Annotated in this window: 10 protein-coding genes, 4 tRNA genes and 2 pseudogenes; 3 read left to right on the top strand and 13 right to left on the bottom strand. The window is 71.3% G+C overall.

Going from position 1 to position 15,880, the window contains the following annotated elements:
* Nucleotides 1-9: 9 nt before the first annotated feature.
* The 4 genes and pseudogenes from L6E17_RS16785 to L6E17_RS16770 all read right to left on the bottom strand — a co-directional run bounded on the left by L6E17_RS16785 (nucleotide 10) and on the right by L6E17_RS16770 (nucleotide 2,005).
* A tRNA-Phe gene (locus L6E17_RS16785) sits at nucleotides 10-86 on the bottom strand.
* A gap of 23 nt (nucleotides 87-109) precedes the next feature.
* Nucleotides 110-184, bottom strand: a tRNA-Asp gene (locus L6E17_RS16780).
* A 39-nt stretch (nucleotides 185-223) separates the two neighbouring features.
* Nucleotides 224-296 (bottom strand) — tRNA-Glu (locus tag L6E17_RS16775).
* Between the two features lie 82 nt (nucleotides 297-378).
* Nucleotides 379-2,005 (bottom strand): annotated as a pseudogene (locus L6E17_RS16770) (metallophosphoesterase).
* Nucleotides 2,006-2,176: 171 nt separating this feature from the next.
* On the opposite strand from L6E17_RS16770, the gene L6E17_RS16765 reads away from it, so the two are divergent.
* From L6E17_RS16765 to L6E17_RS16755, 3 genes and pseudogenes are all read left to right on the top strand, one after another.
* A complete protein-coding gene (locus L6E17_RS16765; protein ID WP_071272282.1) occupies nucleotides 2,177-2,527 on the top strand; it encodes a metallopeptidase family protein in 351 nt (116 codons plus the stop codon).
* A 1,695-nt stretch (nucleotides 2,528-4,222) separates the two neighbouring features.
* Nucleotides 4,223-6,411 (top strand): annotated as a pseudogene (locus L6E17_RS16760) (DEAD/DEAH box helicase).
* Nucleotides 6,412-7,009: 598 nt separating this feature from the next.
* Nucleotides 7,010-7,083, top strand: a tRNA-Lys gene (locus tag L6E17_RS16755).
* A 305-nt stretch (nucleotides 7,084-7,388) separates the two neighbouring features.
* Here L6E17_RS16755 and L6E17_RS16750 read toward each other — a convergent pair.
* Genes L6E17_RS16750 through L6E17_RS16710 form a run of 9 tightly spaced genes read right to left on the bottom strand, consistent with a single transcriptional unit; the run spans nucleotide 7,389 to nucleotide 15,824 of the window.
* Nucleotides 7,389-8,012, bottom strand: coding sequence for a DUF3105 domain-containing protein (locus L6E17_RS16750; protein WP_236241567.1), 624 nt, complete (start codon nucleotides 8,010-8,012; stop codon nucleotides 7,389-7,391).
* A 33-nt stretch (nucleotides 8,013-8,045) separates the two neighbouring features.
* A complete protein-coding gene (locus L6E17_RS16745; RefSeq protein WP_236241566.1) occupies nucleotides 8,046-9,452 on the bottom strand; it encodes an alkaline phosphatase family protein in 1,407 nt (468 codons plus the stop codon).
* On the bottom strand, nucleotides 9,449-10,627 hold the full coding sequence (eboE, locus tag L6E17_RS16740) for a metabolite traffic protein EboE (RefSeq protein ID WP_236241565.1): 1,179 nt from the start codon (nucleotides 10,625-10,627) through the stop codon (nucleotides 9,449-9,451). Before eboE ends, L6E17_RS16745 begins: the two co-directional genes overlap by 4 nt.
* A 14-nt stretch (nucleotides 10,628-10,641) precedes the next feature.
* Nucleotides 10,642-11,493 carry a TatD family hydrolase gene (locus L6E17_RS16735; protein WP_236241564.1) on the bottom strand — a complete coding sequence of 284 codons (852 nt, stop codon included), beginning with the start codon at nucleotides 11,491-11,493 and terminating at the stop codon, nucleotides 10,642-10,644.
* Nucleotides 11,494-11,531: 38 nt separating this feature from the next.
* Entirely contained in the window at nucleotides 11,532-12,173 is a 642-nt protein-coding gene (locus tag L6E17_RS16730) for an EboA domain-containing protein (protein ID WP_236241563.1), read from the bottom strand.
* Entirely contained in the window at nucleotides 12,170-13,066 is an 897-nt protein-coding gene (locus L6E17_RS16725; protein WP_236241562.1) for a sugar phosphate isomerase/epimerase, read from the bottom strand. The genes L6E17_RS16730 and L6E17_RS16725 overlap by 4 nt, the downstream gene beginning before the upstream one ends.
* Nucleotides 13,063-13,920: an SCO3242 family prenyltransferase gene (locus L6E17_RS16720; protein ID WP_236241561.1), complete on the bottom strand. Its 858-nt coding sequence runs from the start codon at nucleotides 13,918-13,920 to the stop codon at nucleotides 13,063-13,065. The genes L6E17_RS16725 and L6E17_RS16720 overlap by 4 nt, the downstream gene beginning before the upstream one ends.
* Nucleotides 13,921-13,930: 10 nt before the next feature.
* Nucleotides 13,931-15,103 (bottom strand): inositol-3-phosphate synthase, encoded by a 1,173-nt coding sequence (locus L6E17_RS16715; protein WP_236241560.1) that lies wholly within the window; start codon nucleotides 15,101-15,103, stop codon nucleotides 13,931-13,933.
* A gap of 1 nt (nucleotide 15,104) precedes the next feature.
* Entirely contained in the window at nucleotides 15,105-15,824 is a 720-nt protein-coding gene (locus L6E17_RS16710; protein WP_236241559.1) for an LmbU family transcriptional regulator, read from the bottom strand.
* Between the last annotated feature and the right edge of the window lie 56 nt (nucleotides 15,825-15,880).

The following is a 15,880-nucleotide window of genomic DNA, read 5'->3' as shown; positions in this document are numbered from 1 at the left end:
CCTTTCGGCTGGTGGCTGGGGCCGGGGTCGAACCGGCGACCTTCCGCTTTTCAGGCGGACGCTCGTACCAACTGAGCTACCCAGCCACGCGACCCACGAGGAGTCGCAGCGGTCCTGACGGGATTTGAACCCGCGGCCTCCACCTTGACAGGGTGGCGAGCACTCCAAACTGCTCCACAGGACCAAGCTTCGTGCGAGCACCAGTCTCGCACAAGGTGATGCGTGCCCCCAACGGGATTCGAACCCGTGCTACCGCCTTGAAAGGGCGGCGTCCTGGGCCACTAGACGATGAGGGCTAAGGGCCCGCCTGGGCGCCTTGTCAGCGCGTCGGGGACGTGAGAAGCATATGGGATGCGGAGGCGGTTCGCCAAAACGGTTTCACGGGGACCCCGGCGCGCGGGGCGCCGGTGAGGGCGAGGGTGCCGGGGAGAGCGGCGGTGGGGGCTGCGATGAGGGCCGCGGCGGGGAGCCGGAGGGCGAGGGCGGCGGGCCCAGCAGGAAGGGCGACGGGCTGGGGGACGCGGGGGACGGGCCCGGGGAGGGCGACGCGTCCGGCAGGACCTCGTCGGGGATGCGGCGCGCCACCTCCACGGAGGTCAGCCCCAGGCCGCCCAGCGTGATCTCGTCCCACGCCTGGAGCCGGCGGGTCTCCCGGTCCAGGTACAGCAGGGACGCCTCGACCAGCGCCGGAGGGTCCTGTTCCAGGGCGCGCAGGCCGCCGCCGCCCGTGGAGCCCTCGATCTTCAGCCGGGTGCCCCGCCCGAGGACCTCGTTGATCCGCCGGTGCATGTGGCCCGCGAGGGCGAGTGGCACCAGGCCGTCCACCTCGTGCGTGGCGAGGGGGTTGTGGGCCACCGCGATGTCGACCGGCGTCCCCGCCCGCGCCTGGGCCCGCAGCGACGCCGCGAGGGTCCGCCCCGCCGCGTGCTCCGACGTGTCGCCCAGCGGCCGCACCGACCGGTCCGGCGTGTACTGCGGGTCTCCGATGCCGGCGACCCGCACCCCGGCGACCGTGACGGCCTGCCCGCCGTCCAGGACGTACACGTTCGGCAGGCCCTCCAGGTATTCCTGGGTGGCCATCGAGTCGTGGTTGCCGCGCACCCACACGTAGGGCGCGCCGAGGGTGCCGATCGGGTCCAGGAAGCGGTTCTCCGCCGCCGTGCCGTGGTCCATGGTGTCGCCCGAGTCGATGATCAGGTCGATCCGGTACTGCTTCACGAGCGAGCCGATCACATGCCACGCGAGCGGGTTCAGGTGGATGTCGGAGACGTGCAGCACGCGGATCGTGCTGGGGTCCGGCTGGTACGTCGGCAGTGTGGACGTGGTCTCGTACAGCTTCGTCACGTTGGTGACGAGGCGCGCCAACTCCTTCTGGTAGATGTCGAATTCGGTGACGATCGAGCGGGCGTTGCCCACGACGGACGGGGCGCTGGTGAGGAGCCCGGAGAAACGCGGCTCCAGGACGGACTTGCGGTTCCACGTGGCGTACGCCGCCGTCCCCGACGCGGCCAGCAGGGCGAGCGCGAGCCCTCCTGCGGCGAGGGCGCGGCGCGGGCGGCGGTAGACGGCAAGACCGAGCGCCGTGGCGCCGGAGAGGACGGCGACAGAGGAACGGAAGGCGAGCTGCCAGGCGCCGTCCGCGACGTCCCCGCTGATCTCGTCCTGGAGCCCGGAGAGCCGCTCCGGGTGCTCGACCAGGGCCCGTGCGCGGTCGGGGTCGAGCGCCTCGACGTCCACGTCCAGGCGGAGCGGCGCCAGGTGCGTGTCCAGGTCCAGCGAGCCGAGCGGCGGCACGTCGATCCGCGTGCCGCCGCTCAGCGAGGGCCGCAAGGCCATCCCGGTGTCCATGGGCCCCACGGGCGTGCGGACGGTGCCGACCGCCAGCAGGCCGAGCCAGGCACCGACGAGGGCGACGGCGCCCAGGGCCGCGGCGCGGGCGAACGGGTGCGCCCCTCGCGGTGCGGGCCGCGGCGGCGCCCGGGGCGGCCGGGGCCCTTACGGGCAAGGCGGGTGAGCCCGCCGCGTACGGGGCGGGCGAGACGGTCGGTGAGGTGGTGCAGGGCGCGTGCGACGCGCCGGTACGTGACACGGACGACGGCTCGGGCCATTGGGGCGGTATGCCCGCACCGTCGCGGGGCTATGCCCGTACCCGGCGGGCATCCACGACAATGGCGGAGTGCTGGAGATGACGCGCGAGGAGTTCGAGGAACTGGTCGCCGAGGCGCTGGACCGGATCCCCCCGGAGCTGACGCGGCTCATGGACAACGTGGCCGTGTTCGTCGAGGACGAGCCGTCCGCCGACGACCCCGACCTCTTGGGGCTGTACGAGGGGACCCCGCTCACCGAGCGCGGCGAGTGGTACGCGGGCGTGCTGCCCGACCGGATCACCATCTACCGCGGGCCGACCCTGCGGATGTGCGAGTCGCGGGAGGACGTCGTCGCCGAGACGGAGATCACGGTGGTGCACGAGATCGCCCACCACTTCGGCATCGACGACGAGCGGCTGCACGACCTCGGCTACGGCTGACGGTCGGCTGCGGCTGCGGCTGCTGCGGATGGGGCCTGCGGGGTGCGGGTGCGGCTGCCGCTGTGGCTGACGGTCGGCTGCGGCTTCCGCTGCGGGTGGGGCCTGCGAGTGGGGCCTGCCGGCTGGGGTTCGGGGTGCGGGTGCCGACTGGGGCTGTCGGCTGGGGCTTGCGCTGCGGGTGGGGCTTGCGGGGTGCGGGTGCGGCTGCCGCTGTGGCTGACGGTCGGCTGCGGCTTCCGCTGCGGGTGGGGCCTGCGAGTGGGGCCTGCCGGCTGGGGTTCGGGGTGCGGGTGCCGGCTGGGGCTGTCGGCTGGGGCTTGCGTTGCGGGTGGGGCTGTGGCCGCGACTGCCGGCTGGGCTCGGGCTGCCGCTGCGGCTTCAGCGGGGCTTCTGTCGGTGGGTGACGTCGGCGGGTGATGTCGGCGGGTGACATCGGCGGGGCGGGGCTGCGGTTGGGATCTGCGGCGGTGGCCTCGGGGTGCGGCTGCGGCTGGGGTTTCCGTCGGTGTGGCTGTGGTTGCGGCTGGCTTCTGCCAGGTGGGTGGCTGCGGGTCGGCGGGGGACTGTTCCGCGGCTGGGGTTTCCGTCGGGCGGGGCGGGGGCGGGCGCTGCTGCCAGGGGCCCGATCGCCCGGTGGCTGCGTGGGCGCTGCGGGTCCGCTGCCCGTCGGCCGGTGAGCCGGCCGCCCTGCGGCTTCGCTTCGGCGGCGGACGGAGGTGTTCCGTGCGGTCCGTCGGCACGGGGACGGGGGCGGATCGAGGGGGGTGCCGGGCGTGTCCCCGGCGGGGGCAAGGGAGTTGGGCAGGGAAACCTCGTGTCCCCCGCCTGGAGGTGCCCCCGTGCGCCCTTTGCCCGCCCCCGTCCGATGGGCCGTAGCCGCCGTGGCCGTCGTGGCCTCCGCAGGCACCCTCAGCGGCTGCATGAGCGTCTCCGACGACGGCTCGCGGCCGCTGCCGAGCGAGTCGGTGGACCCGTCCGGGGCGGCGGCGGCCGAAGCGGACGCGGGGGCCCCCATGCCGGGCGGCCGCCACGAGCACCGCGGCTCCCTCGACCGGCCCGCCGGCGCCGACGACGCGCCCGGCGAGCCCGGGGCGAGCCGTCGCCCGGCGCCTCCCCGGCCCCGGCGTCCTCCCCGTCGCCGTCCACCGCGCCGAAACCGGGCGGCTCCCCCTCGCCCGGCGGCGGACGGCCCTCCTCGGGTGACGGCACCGGAAGCGACGGCGGCACGGGGTCCGACGGACCGGGCGGCTCCACGTCCACGTCCCCGAGCGGCGCCCCCGCGTCCCCGTCGGAGCCCGCCGCGTCCGAGCCGCCGGAGCCCACGCCGTCGCCGTCGTCCGAGCCGCCGGCGCCCGACCCGTCGGAGCCGCCGTCCGCGTCGCCGTCCGCGGACACCCGCACGGAGGCGATGCGCGGGCCGGACCCCGGCGTACGGTCAGAGCCGGCGGCGTCGCCGCAGGTGGTGCCCGCCTGAGGGCCCGGTCCTCGGGGCCGGTTTGCGTTCTGTGGGGGAGAGTGCGTATGGTGGTAGATCGTTTGATCCCATTTGCCCGGCGCCAAGACAGAAGAGCGCCGCGTGTGGCGCGTACTCTCCCCCTGCCGTGGCTGACCGCATTGAGGCGGTCGAATTTGCGAAGCAGCGAAACACGGAGTTGACGGGCGCGTGCCGAGACTCCGGAAGGTTTCGCATTTCGCATGTCCATCTTCAGTTCTGACCAGTCCTCCGCCGTCCTGACCGAGGACGCCGCCGTGGCCTCCGCCGTCGACGAGGCGTTCGCCGACGAGACCGCCGCCGAGGCGACCGACGCGATCGACGCGACCGACACGGCCGCCACCCCCGACATCAACCTGGACGACGAGCCCACCGCCACGTTCGCGGACCTGGGCCTGCCCGAGGGCGTCGTCCGCAAGCTCGCCCAGAACGGCGTGACGACCCCCTTCCCGATCCAGGCCGCGACCATCCCGGACGCCCTGGCCGGCAAGGACATCCTGGGCCGCGGCCGCACCGGCTCCGGCAAGACCCTCTCCTTCGGCCTGCCGCTGCTGGCCACGCTGGCCGGCGGCCGCACCGAGAAGAAGAAGCCGCGCGGTGTCATCCTGACCCCGACCCGCGAGCTGGCCATGCAGGTGGCCGACGCCCTCCAGCCGTACGGCGACGTGCTCGGCCTGCGCATGAAGGTCGTGTGCGGCGGCACGTCGATGGGCAACCAGATCTACGCCCTGGAGCGCGGCGTCGACGTCCTCGTCGCCACTCCGGGCCGACTGCGCGACGTCATCAACCGCGGCGCCTGCTCGCTGGAGGACGTCCAGGTCACCGTCCTCGACGAGGCCGACCAGATGTCCGACCTGGGCTTCCTGCCCGAGGTCACCGAGCTGCTCGACCAGGTCCCGGCCGACGGTCAGCGCATGCTCTTCTCCGCGACGATGGAGAACGAGATCGCGACGCTCGTCAAGCGCTACCTGAAGGACCCGGTGAGCCACGAGGTCGACGCCGCGCAGGGCGCCGTCACCACGATGACCCACCACATCCTGATCGTGAAGCCGAAGGACAAGGCGCCGGTCACCGCCGCGATCGCGGCGCGCAAGGGCCGCACGATCATCTTCGTCCGCACCCAGCTCGGCGCCGACCGCGTCGCCGAGCAGCTGCGCGACGCGGGCGTGCGGGCCGACGCCCTGCACGGCGGCATGACCCAGGGCGCCCGCACCCGGACGCTCGCCGACTTCAAGGACGGGTACGTGAACGTGCTCGTCGCCACGGACGTCGCCGCGCGCGGCATCCACGTGGACGGCATCGACCTGGTCCTGAACGTGGACCCGGCCGGCGACCACAAGGACTACCTGCACCGCTCGGGCCGCACCGCCCGCGCCGGCCAGTCCGGCACGGTCGTCTCGCTGGCCCTGCCGCACCAGCGGCGCCAGATCTTCCGGCTCATGGAGGACGCGGGCGTGGACGCCTCGCGCCACATCATCGGCCAGGGCGGCGCTTTCGACCCGGAGGTCGCCGAGATCACCGGCGCCCGGTCGCTGACCGAGGTGCAGGCCGACTCCGCCAACAACGCCGCCAAGCAGGCCGAGCGCGAGGTCGCCGAGCTGACGCGCCAGCTGGAGCGCGCCCAGCGCCGTGCCACCGAGCTCCGCGAGGAGGCCGACCGCCTCGTCGCGCGCGCCGCGACGGAGCGGGGCGCCGACCCGGAGGCGGCGGTCGCGGAGGCGGCCTCCGCCCCCGTACCGGAGCAGCAGCGCGGCGAGCAGCGGCCGCAGCGCGAGGAGCGTCAGGAGCGGGGCGGTGACCGTGGCGGCTTCCGCCGCGACGAGCGTCGCGACGACCGTCCGTCCTCGTACGACCGCCGCGAGCGCACCGACCGCCGGGACCGTGACGATCGCGGTGACCGCGGTGACCGCGGCGGCTTCCGCCGGGACGACCGCCGTGACGACCGTCCGTCCTCGTACGACCGCCGCGAGCGCACCGACCGCCGGGACCGTGACGACCGCGGTGACCGCGGCGAGCGCGGTGACCGTTTCGAGCGGGGCGGTGACCGCGGCGGCTTCCGCCGGGACAACGACCGTCCGTTCAACCGCGACCGCCGCGACCGCGACGAGCGCGGTGGCGACCGCGGTGGCTTCCGCCGGGACAACGACCGTCCGTTCAACCGCGACGAGCGCGGTGGTGACCGCGGTGGCTTCCGTCGGGACAACGACCGTCCGTTCAACCGCGACCGCGACGACCGGGGCGAGCGCGGCGGCGCCCGCCGCCCGGCCCGCCCGTTCAACCGCAGCGACCGCCCCGGCGGCCACGACCGGCCGTACGGCCGTCGCGACGACCACCGGGGCGCGGCTCCGTCGGCCGCCGCGACGACAAGCCGCGCTGGAAGCGCAACGGCTGACGCCTGACGGCCGCCTGACCGGGCCCGTACGACACCTCGTGCCGTACGGGCCCGGCGCGTCAGGGAGGCGGGAACCACCGCCCGGACGCGGCCGGAACGCGTCACCGGGCGACCGCCGGCGCCCCCGAGCCGCGAAGCGCGGCCGTCGTGTCGGGATACCCGATCGGTTCCCGGGGTTCCTTTGGCTATGCTCAGGGGTGTCGTACCGAGGGCCCTTAGCTCAATTGGTCAGAGCAGCGGACTTTTAAATCATTGGGTGGCCCTGGCTGCCGGAGTGCCGGGGCGCCGTCGAGTAGCGTTGAAACCCCCTCTGACCTGCTGCTCAGCGGGAATGCCCACGCGCTGTCCGATCGCTCTGCCGGGCGCCCGAAGGCCAGGGGAGCGCGAGGGGAGCGCATTCGGACAGGGGTGCGCAGAGGGGGGGCGCGCGGCCGGATCGACCGAGGGCCCTCGCCCCGGAAGTCGCCCACGTTGCCCGCCTGTGTCTCCGTTGTGGGGCTCCGACAACACTTGATTGGGGACGGGGTCAGGGCTCGGCGTACGGCGTCGTGCATAAGGCCGTGAAGGCGGCCCGGTCGTACGGCTATGCTGGGGCGGCGGGCCGCTAGCTCAATTGGTCAGAGCAGCAGACTTTTAATCTGTTGGTTGTGGGTTCGAGTCCCACGCGGCCTACGAACAGCCCCTTGGCTCGGTGACGGACCGAGCCAAGGGGCTTTGTGGTGAGCGGGCGCGACGTCCGGTGGTTCGTCGGTCCCCGTCGCAGGGTGTGTCGTTGGCGGAGGCGAGCACCCCCGACACGATCTTGATGCCGACACTCGGCTCCGGTCGTGAGCGAGGCGACCGTCAGCTGTCACCCGCGGACCTGACCCAACCATCCCGCTCGCCCAAGATCAGCGACATGGGGAACCCGGTGCCGGGATGGCCGCACGGTGACCGCACCCACCCGTGATCAAAACCCCGTGACGAAGTGACCTGGGCTACATTTCTCCGCTCGTGCAGGGTGCGCCCTTCTCCGGAGTCTGCTCGCCTTGCACGTACTTCTCCAGGAACTCCTTCACGCGCGGATCGGAGGCCTCGTTCACTTTGAGTTGATGGCCCCAAGCTGTCAGAACAATGGGTGTCGACTGGGGCGTATAGGGGCTTAGGAATGCATACGGCGTGGAGGACACCATCTCCGTGAGCATGTGCAAGTCCGGGGCCGTGATGCTCTTGCCGTGTGTGATCCACACGGCGCCGTGCTCCAGGGAATGCACGGCGTTCTCATCGGCAACCGGACTTGAGTAGATCTTGGAATCGCAAGGTGTCCATCGAGGGTGGTGGTCGCCACCCGCCGGCGGGCTCATGGGGTAGGTCACCTCTGTGGTCACATGCTTCCTACTGAGACCGGACCATGTCTGCTCGCCCCTGACCAGAGCTGAAGTGGCTCCCTCGACATCGCCCCTTGTGTCCAGGGCGTACCAGCCGCCGGCTGCTGCGGCGATGAGGGCAACAGCAGCAAGAAGGATCCACTTGCGGCCGTTGCGTAGCCGAGGCGGTTTGTCGACGCCTCTGGCTGAAGGATGTCGATCCGTCCGACGTGCGTGCTCGCTCTCGCGGTACATCTAACCTCCCGAAGGACTCTCGCGTTCCTTGTCTCAGTTGCTTTCAGGAGTGACACCCGCAATGTGCAGAAGCAGGTTCTTCACTTCCGTGGCGTGAAAATCGTCCTTCCTGAAGGAAGGGTCCGAACAGATGAGCAATGGGCCGTCCTCGGGACTGTCGGGGAGCCGGCCGTGACTGCCGCCGACACAGGTCGGGTCAAGTGGGACGACTTGCAGGGACGAGCGGATTCCGGCCTTCATGAGACCGAGCTTGGCGGCCGCCCGGATCTTTGTCGCCCGTCTGCTCGGGTCGAAGAAGAGCTCGGCAGGGTCGTATCCGGGCTTGCGGAAGATCTCGACGCCTCGCGCGAAATCCGGCGCTCGGTCGTCGTCGAGCCAGTAGTAATACGTGAACCAGGCGTCGGGTTCGGCGACCGCGACCATGTCGCCCGACCGTTCGTGGTCGGCGCCGAGGGCGGCCTGCCCGGCGCGGTCCAGTATCTCGTCCACACCCGGCAGGGACTTCAACAGATCGCGGACCCGCGGCACGTCGGCCGGGTCTTCGACGTAGATGTTCGCCACTTGGTGGTCGGCGAGGGCGAAGGCCCGTGAGGCCCAGGGATCGAGGTACTCCATGCCGTGCTGCGTGTACACCCTCAGCAGGCCCTCCTCGCGTAGGGCGCGATTGATGTCCACAGGACGCCTGGCCTGCGTGATGCCGTACTCGCTGAGGATGACCACTGTGTAGTTCTCGGCGTGCAGTCGGCTCAACAAGGGAGCCAGCACGCCGTCGAGTTCGCGGGCGGCAGCGACGGCCTCGGGACCGTGGGGGCCGAAGCGCTGGAGGTCGTAGTCGAGGTGCGGTACGTAGGCGAGGAGCAGGTCCGGGTGCGCGCGGTGGACCAGATAGCCGGCTGCGGCAGCGATCCAGCGAGAGGATTTGATCCCAGCATTCGGCCCCCAGTACGAGAACAACGGGAACGTGCCGAGCCTTCGGGTCAGCTCATCGTGCAAAACGGGCGGTTGCGTGTAGCAGTCCGGCGACTTGCGGCCGTCGTAGTGGTACACGGGGCGAGGTGTCACCGTGAACTCGGTCTTCGCCCCCATCGCGTACCACCAGCAGATGTTGGCCGCGGTGGTGTCGGGACGCTGACGACGGAGCTCGTCCCATACACGCTCACCCGTGACGAGGTCGGCGGACTGGCGCCAGTTGAGCACTTCGCCGAGTTCCCGGGAGAACCAGCCATTGGCCACGGCTCCGTGATCGCGGGGCAGGGCACCGGTGAGGAACGTGGACTGTACGGGACAGGTCAGGGCCGGGAAGACGGGGGTCAGGGACGACGTGAAGCCTTCCTGGGCGACGGCACGCACATGGGGCATGTGGGGGAGTAGACGCGGCGTGAGGCCGACGATGTCCAGCACGGCCACGGGAGCGGATCGGCGCGGACGGGCGGTGCTCATGATGTCGTCTCCTCGGTGAGTCCCAGCAGGGTGAGCTGGGCGCGTATCCAGTCCATCTCGGCCGCGAGACCGTCGATCAGCTCGTGGGTTCCCTCGGGGCGCTGCCCGTCCGGCAGAACCGACCAGGTGTAGGTCTCGACCTCGATGTGGGTGGTCGCGGGGTGCGGTCCGCCTAGGACGGCGGCCAGCGTGTCCGCGAGCGCCGACTGCGTGCCGCGGAGAGGCGGAGCGGGTTCCGCGCTCACCGGGATGTGGAAGTGGACCCGCCACGGATCCTGGCCCGGGAGCGGTGACGTCCCTTCGAGCACTTGGGCGAGGTCGTCGGCGCGCTCCACCCCGAGGCGGCCCCTCTCACGGACCTGGTGAAGGAAAGGCGATCCGGCGAAGGCCGCGAGGGCCTCCCGGGTGTGTGAAGAGGCGGTGTCCTCGGCATGGAGGGCGGCGGAAGCCTGTAGCTTGACCAACGGAATCCCGCTGTCCTGCAGACGGGTGAGGGCGGCCTCCGGTTCCTCGAAGGACACGGCCAGGTGGCAGGCGTCGAGACTGACCCCCAGGAAGTCTCCCGCCTGCTCCGCGAGGTGTTCGACGGCATCGGCGGTGGTCTCTACGACACAGCCGGGCTCCGGCTCGAAGCCGACTTCCACCGGGCGGCCCGTCCGATCCGCGTGGTCGGCGAGTTCCCGGCGCAGCAGCATGAGGTTGTGGTGTGCCAGTGTCCTGCTTTCCTCGTTCCAGTCGGTGCGCCAGGCCAGCGGCAGCGTGGAGATGCTGCCGCGCTCCGCATCGGCGGGAAGCAGCGCGGACAGGATCGTCACGAGGCGCTTGGTGTGCTCCAGGCGGCGTCGGTCGGCCCAGTTCGGCTGGTACACCGCTTGTTTGACGACCGGAGCGTGGAACGCCTGGTAGGGGAAGCCGTTGAGCGTCACCACCTCCAGGCCGTGGTCGTCGAGCCTCTTGCGCAGGCCGGCCACGGCCGCAGGGTCGGCTTCCAGCCGTCCCGCGACATCGTTGGCGAGCCAGAGCCCGAGGCCCAGGACGTTCGTGCCCAGTCGCTCCCGGAGGGGAAGCGCGTATGTCAGCAGCTGGGACATCACGCCGTCCAGGTCCTCCGCCGCGTGGACGTTGGTGCAGTAGGCGACGTGGACCCGAGTGCCGTCAGGGTGCAGAAACCTCATGCCCGGTCCCCCGCTCACGCGCCGCGAAGGACGGTGTTCCCGGCATACGACGACGGGTGTGCCCACTGGATCCCGGCGAGCTCCAGTCGTCCGCTCTGGCCGTAGAACTCCACCGGGTTCCGCCACAGGACGCGGTCAACGTCGTCCTCGGTGAAGCCGGCCGCGAGCATGGCCTGCCCCGTGGCGCGGGTCAGCAGCGGGTCGCTGTGGCCCCAGTCGGCCGCCGAGTTCACCAGGACGCGCTCGGTTCCGTACTCCAGCAGAATGCGCACCATGCGGTCGGGATCCATCTTCGTGTCGGGGTAGATGGAGAACCCCATCCAGCACCCGCTGCCATGGACCTGGGCCACGGTGGTCTCGTTCAGGTGGTCGAGCACGACCTGGCTCGGAGCGATCCCCGACGCGGCGACGATGTCGAGTGAGCGGGCCGTCCCCGTGGCCTTGTCGCGGTGGGGCGTGTGGACCAGGACGGGTAGCTCATGAGCGACGGCGAGCTCCAACTGCGCGACGAACGCCTGCTCCTCCGCTTCGGTCATCGCGTCGAACCCGATCTCTCCGACGGCCACGACGCGGTCCTTCTCGAGGTAGCGCGGCAGGAGGTCGAGCACTTCTCGGCAGCGGGGGTCGTTGGCCTCCTTCGGGTTGAGCGCGATGGTGCAGTGGTGCTGGATGCCGTACTGCGCCGCCCGGTAGGGCTCCCAGCCGATGAGGGAGTCGAAGTAGTCGATGAAGGTGGCCGCGGAGGTGCGGGGCTGGCCCAGCCAGAAGGCCGGCTCGACGAGGGCACGCACCCCGGCGTCGTACATCGCCTGGTAGTCGGACGTCGTCCGGGAGGTCATGTGGATGTGAGGATCGAAGATGCGCACGTCGTCTCCAGAGACGGTCGGATTCGGGGGCAGGTGCGTCACGAGAGGGGACCGATGCCGGCGCTGAGGACGGCGTCGACGTCAGGGGGGACCGTGCGCCCCGCGGCGGTTCTCTCCTCGGCGAAGGCGGTGGCCATCCGGACCAGTTCGGTGTCCACGCGCTCGGCCAGGCCGAAGACGGACGTCAGCGGGATGCCGACGAAGAGGCACTTGAGCACGCCCTGCCGCCAGGACGACTGGTCGAGATGAGCCTGCGCGTACGGGCCCATGGCCACGGTGATCAGCCGGGAGTCGTTCGTGCGCAACGCGTCCTGAACCAGCGGGACGGCGGCGTCGGCGATGTCGAGCAACGGCAGCGCCCTGAGAACAGCCCTTCGTTCGGCCGCGTCACCACTCCTATAGAGACGGGCGACCGCATCGCCGACGGCCTCGCGGTGAGGGGGCAGAGCATGCAGCAGGAGGGCGCGGGCCGCGTCGTCGCGGGTCCAGTCGGCCAGGTTCTCCGGTGCGGCGGTCAGCACGGACCGTCCGCAGCGGCGGCGGGCGGCCGCGAAGAACCGGTCGATTCCGGGCGGGTTCTGCTGTACGGAGCGGAGGGCCGCGGTCAGCCAAACGTGCTGCTCGGTGCTCAGATCGGCGGCCAGTGCCTTCCGTACGTCGCTCTGTGTCGGAGGGATCACCGCAGGCTCCCCACGTAGTCGGTGGCGAGCGTGCTCGCCTCGCGCAGGAAGGCCAGGCTCTGGCGGGCCAGCTGCGGTGCCGCATGGCCGCTCCGGGGGAGCTCGACGGAGATCAGGCCCGAGTAACCGCACTCCGCGAGAGCCGCCAGCACGGGGGGAAAGTCGATCTCGCCCTCACCGAACATGAGGTGTTCGTGCAGGCCACGGCGCATGTCCTCGATCTGCACATTGGCCAGCAGCGGGCCGCCGCGGAGCACGCATTCGACCACGGGGTTCGGTTCCAGGCACTGGCAGTGGCCGATGTCCAGCGTCAGGCCCAGCGCCCCGGGGCGCCCGAGCGTCGCGTGGAGGCGCTCGAAGTCGTTCAGGGTGCCGACGAGCATGCCTGGTTCCGGCTCGAAACCCAGCTGGACGCCGAGGCGTTCGGCTGTGTCCACGAGGCGAGCGCACCCGTCGGCCAGCAGACGCCATCCGTGCTCCTCTGGGACGTCGTCGGGCAGGATCCCGCTCCAGAAGGAGACCGCCTCGGCCCCGAGATCCGCGGCCACTGTCGCCGCTCGCTCCAGGAAGTCGAGTCTGCGCTTCCTCCCGTCGTCGTCCCCGGTCAGCAGGGTCGGTTCGTGCTTGTGCCAAGGATCGAGCAGGTAGCGGGCGCCCGTTTCGACGACCACGGCCAGGCCCGCGTCGTCGAGACGGGCCCGCAGCGCGGAGACCCGGCGGGCGAGTCCGGCGTCGAAGGGGTTGAGGTGGGCGTGATCGAGGGTCAGTGCCACGCCGTCGTAGCCGAGGTCGGTCAGGACGGTCAGTGTGTCGTCGAGGGAGTGGTTGGAAAAGCCGTTTGTGCCGTATCCGAAGCGCAGGGGCAGGCCCTGCCGGGGCGGGGCGGGCGTCATGTGGGAGAGGTCCTTCGCGTCAGGTAGCGGGCCAGGGGCAGGACAGCCGAGATCAGCGCCGCGGCCTTCGGCGCGCCCGTCCGGCCGACGAGAGCGGCCTGCAGGGGCACCAGTCCGAGGATTCCGGCGCCCACCGCGGCCTGGATGCGCTCCGCGGTCGGACGGCGGACGGCCTGGGCCTGTGCCGCGCCGAAGCTGGTGAGGTATGCGGCGAGCGGCGCGGTGACCGCCAGCGGGGGCAGGCGTCTCCCCGGGGCCTTCGAGACCCTGGCGAGAGCGAGGGCGAGAGAGGCTGTCATGCCCAGGGTGGCGGCCGGCAGTGCGGCCGAGGAGCCACTCTCTTCGCGCTTGCTGAGCCAGGTCACCGTGTGGACATGGCAGGCCACCACGGCGGCGGGCAAGGCGGACCGCAGTCCCGACGGCCCCGCCGCGCGCAGGACGTCGAGAGCGCGGGTCGCCGCCATGGCGGCGGGCCCCCACCGGGTTCCCTTGAACGCCAGGTCGTACGCCCACACGCTCACCGCGAGCGGCACCGCGCCCGCCAGGGCGCGGGGACCTCCGGCCCAGGCGGATATGCCCAGGCCGGCGGCTGTGAGGGCGCAGGCGGTCGTCAGCGCCGTGCGGGCGCCGACGCGGCCCGACGGGATGGGACGTTCCGGTCGCTCGAGGATGTCCAGATGCCGGTCGGCATAGTCGTTGAGCGCCATGCCGGCCCAGTAGAGGCACACGGACGACGCAGCCGTGGCTGCGGTCCGAGCGGACAGACGGCCGGCCGCAGCGGCACCCGCGAACGCGTCGCCAGGAACCGTGAGCGCGGCCGGGGCGCGGACGAGCACCGCGAGATCGCTCAGCATTCGACCTCGCTCACCGGGGCACCGGGCCGTCGGTCGCCCAGTCCCGCAGACGCTCGTACTGTGCCGCCAGGCCGTGTTCCGTTGCGTCTACCGGATCCTTGAAGAAGAACCCGAGCTGGGACTGCGGTCCGGCCTCTCCACGCCGCAGGGCCAGGCCCATGAGGCGGGCGAGGTCCAGGACCAGGGGTGCGGCGAGTGCCGAGTCACAGCCCTGCCAGGTGAACTGCAGGGTCATGCGTGTGCCGAGGAACCCCTCGAAGGAGATGTGGTCCCAGGCTGTCTTCCACTCGCCCAGGTCCGGCACGTGATCGATATGGGTGTGCCCTTCCACGGAATGGCCGAGGATCTCCCGGACGGCGTGGCCCTTCGACTCGATCTTGCCGGCTGCCGCTGCCGGGTCGGCCAGGGTGGCTCCGTCCCCGCCACCCAGCAGATTGGTGCCGGACCAGGAGCGGACCTTCAGGGCCCGCATGCGGAACATCGGCGCCAGCACGCTCTTCACCAGGGTTTCCCCGGTCTTGCCGTCACTACCGGCATACGGGAGCCCGTTGAGCCGGGCCAGCTCATCGAGTGCCGGCAGACGTGCCCCGGTGGAGGGAGTGAAATCGACGTAGGCGCAGCCCGCGCTCAGCGCGGCGTACGCATAAAGGGAACTGAGCGGCAGGACGGTCGAGTCGGTGGCGAGGGCCGCCCGCATTGCCTCCAGGCTCGCCGTCGCCGGGTGGAGCGGGGCCGGTGCCTCGGTGGAAGCCACGTTGACCACCACGACCGCTGTCACGCCCGTCCTGGAGCGGAAGGACCGCAGATCCGCCACGAGACCCTCGGCGACCTCCTGCTGAGTGCGCCTGCCGTGGTCCACGGTCGCTCCGGGACGGATCTCACGGTCCGCAGCGCTCAGGGCGGGCTGCACCTGCTCGAGGAACCAGCCCGGTAGCACGCCGGAGTCGGCGAGTTGTTCCGCGCGCTTGGGGAGAGGCACGGCGGAGACGTCGTGGCCTCCGAAGACGAGGTCGTCGAAGGCCGGCAGCGCGGCGTCGGCGAACTCCGGCTCCGCCGTGACGCACCCGGTCGTTCCGGTGAGGCCGGCCGCCATGGCGCCCGCGCCCGCCACCGTGGTGGTGGCGACGGATCCGCGAGCGCCCACGAGCCAGACACCCAGGCGCTGTGGAAGAGGGAGCGGCATGTCAGTCTCGACCCTTCTGTGTCGGAATCGCGGGGAGAACTTCTGCGTCCACCTCGTCCGGGGACGGTGCTCTCGTGTCCGCGAGGACGGAATTCGCCTCGGACTCGAGGAGGTTGACGATCCAGCCTTGGAGGCTGGCACCGGCCAGTTCCGCGGCCTTCCGCCAGCGGGCGAGCTGCGCTTCCGGAACCTCGAGCTTCGGCATGCTCACGGTCGTCGCGGGACGGGGCTCCGTGGACCTGGCCGCACGTAATTCCCCGCGCAGCTGGTTCCGGGACCATCTCTCCTTGACCGCCCGGTCCAGCCAGGATTCCTGCTCCTGCGGGCTGAGCGACGCGACTTCCGCGTGATGCTGGAAGCTGAGTTCCTTGCGCCGTGCCGACTGGGGAACGCGCCGGGCGACCCACGCGTAGTTGCGAACGGTCTGGTAGTCGAGTCCCACCGACTCGACGGCATCGCGGTAACGCCCCTCGTACCGCGACTGCCCGTAGACGATCCAGTCGCCGAGGCACCAGGCTGACGAACTGGCGACACGGGCCAGGTTCCGGCCGGCCTTCTCCCAGCTTTCGAACGACATGCCACCCGGAAGCTGCAGGCCGACATCCGTCACCATGGCCACCTTCCGCCTGGCGGAGCTGCCCTTGAGCCGCGGTGTCGCGTTCTCATCCCCCGAACTGATGGTGCGCGGTTCGTTCAGTGCGTTTGGCGTAGCTGTTGCCATGCTTGTCTCCCCCCGTACATGACACAAAGGTTGGGTCGTACCGTGGGTTCCGGCTC

The sequence above is a fragment of the Streptomyces sp. CC228A genome (assembly GCF_021390935.1).
GTDB lineage: Bacteria > Actinomycetota > Actinomycetes > Streptomycetales > Streptomycetaceae > Streptomyces.
The sequence above is the reverse complement of the archived record's forward strand: the minus strand, read 5'-3'. Positions and strand labels throughout refer to the sequence as shown.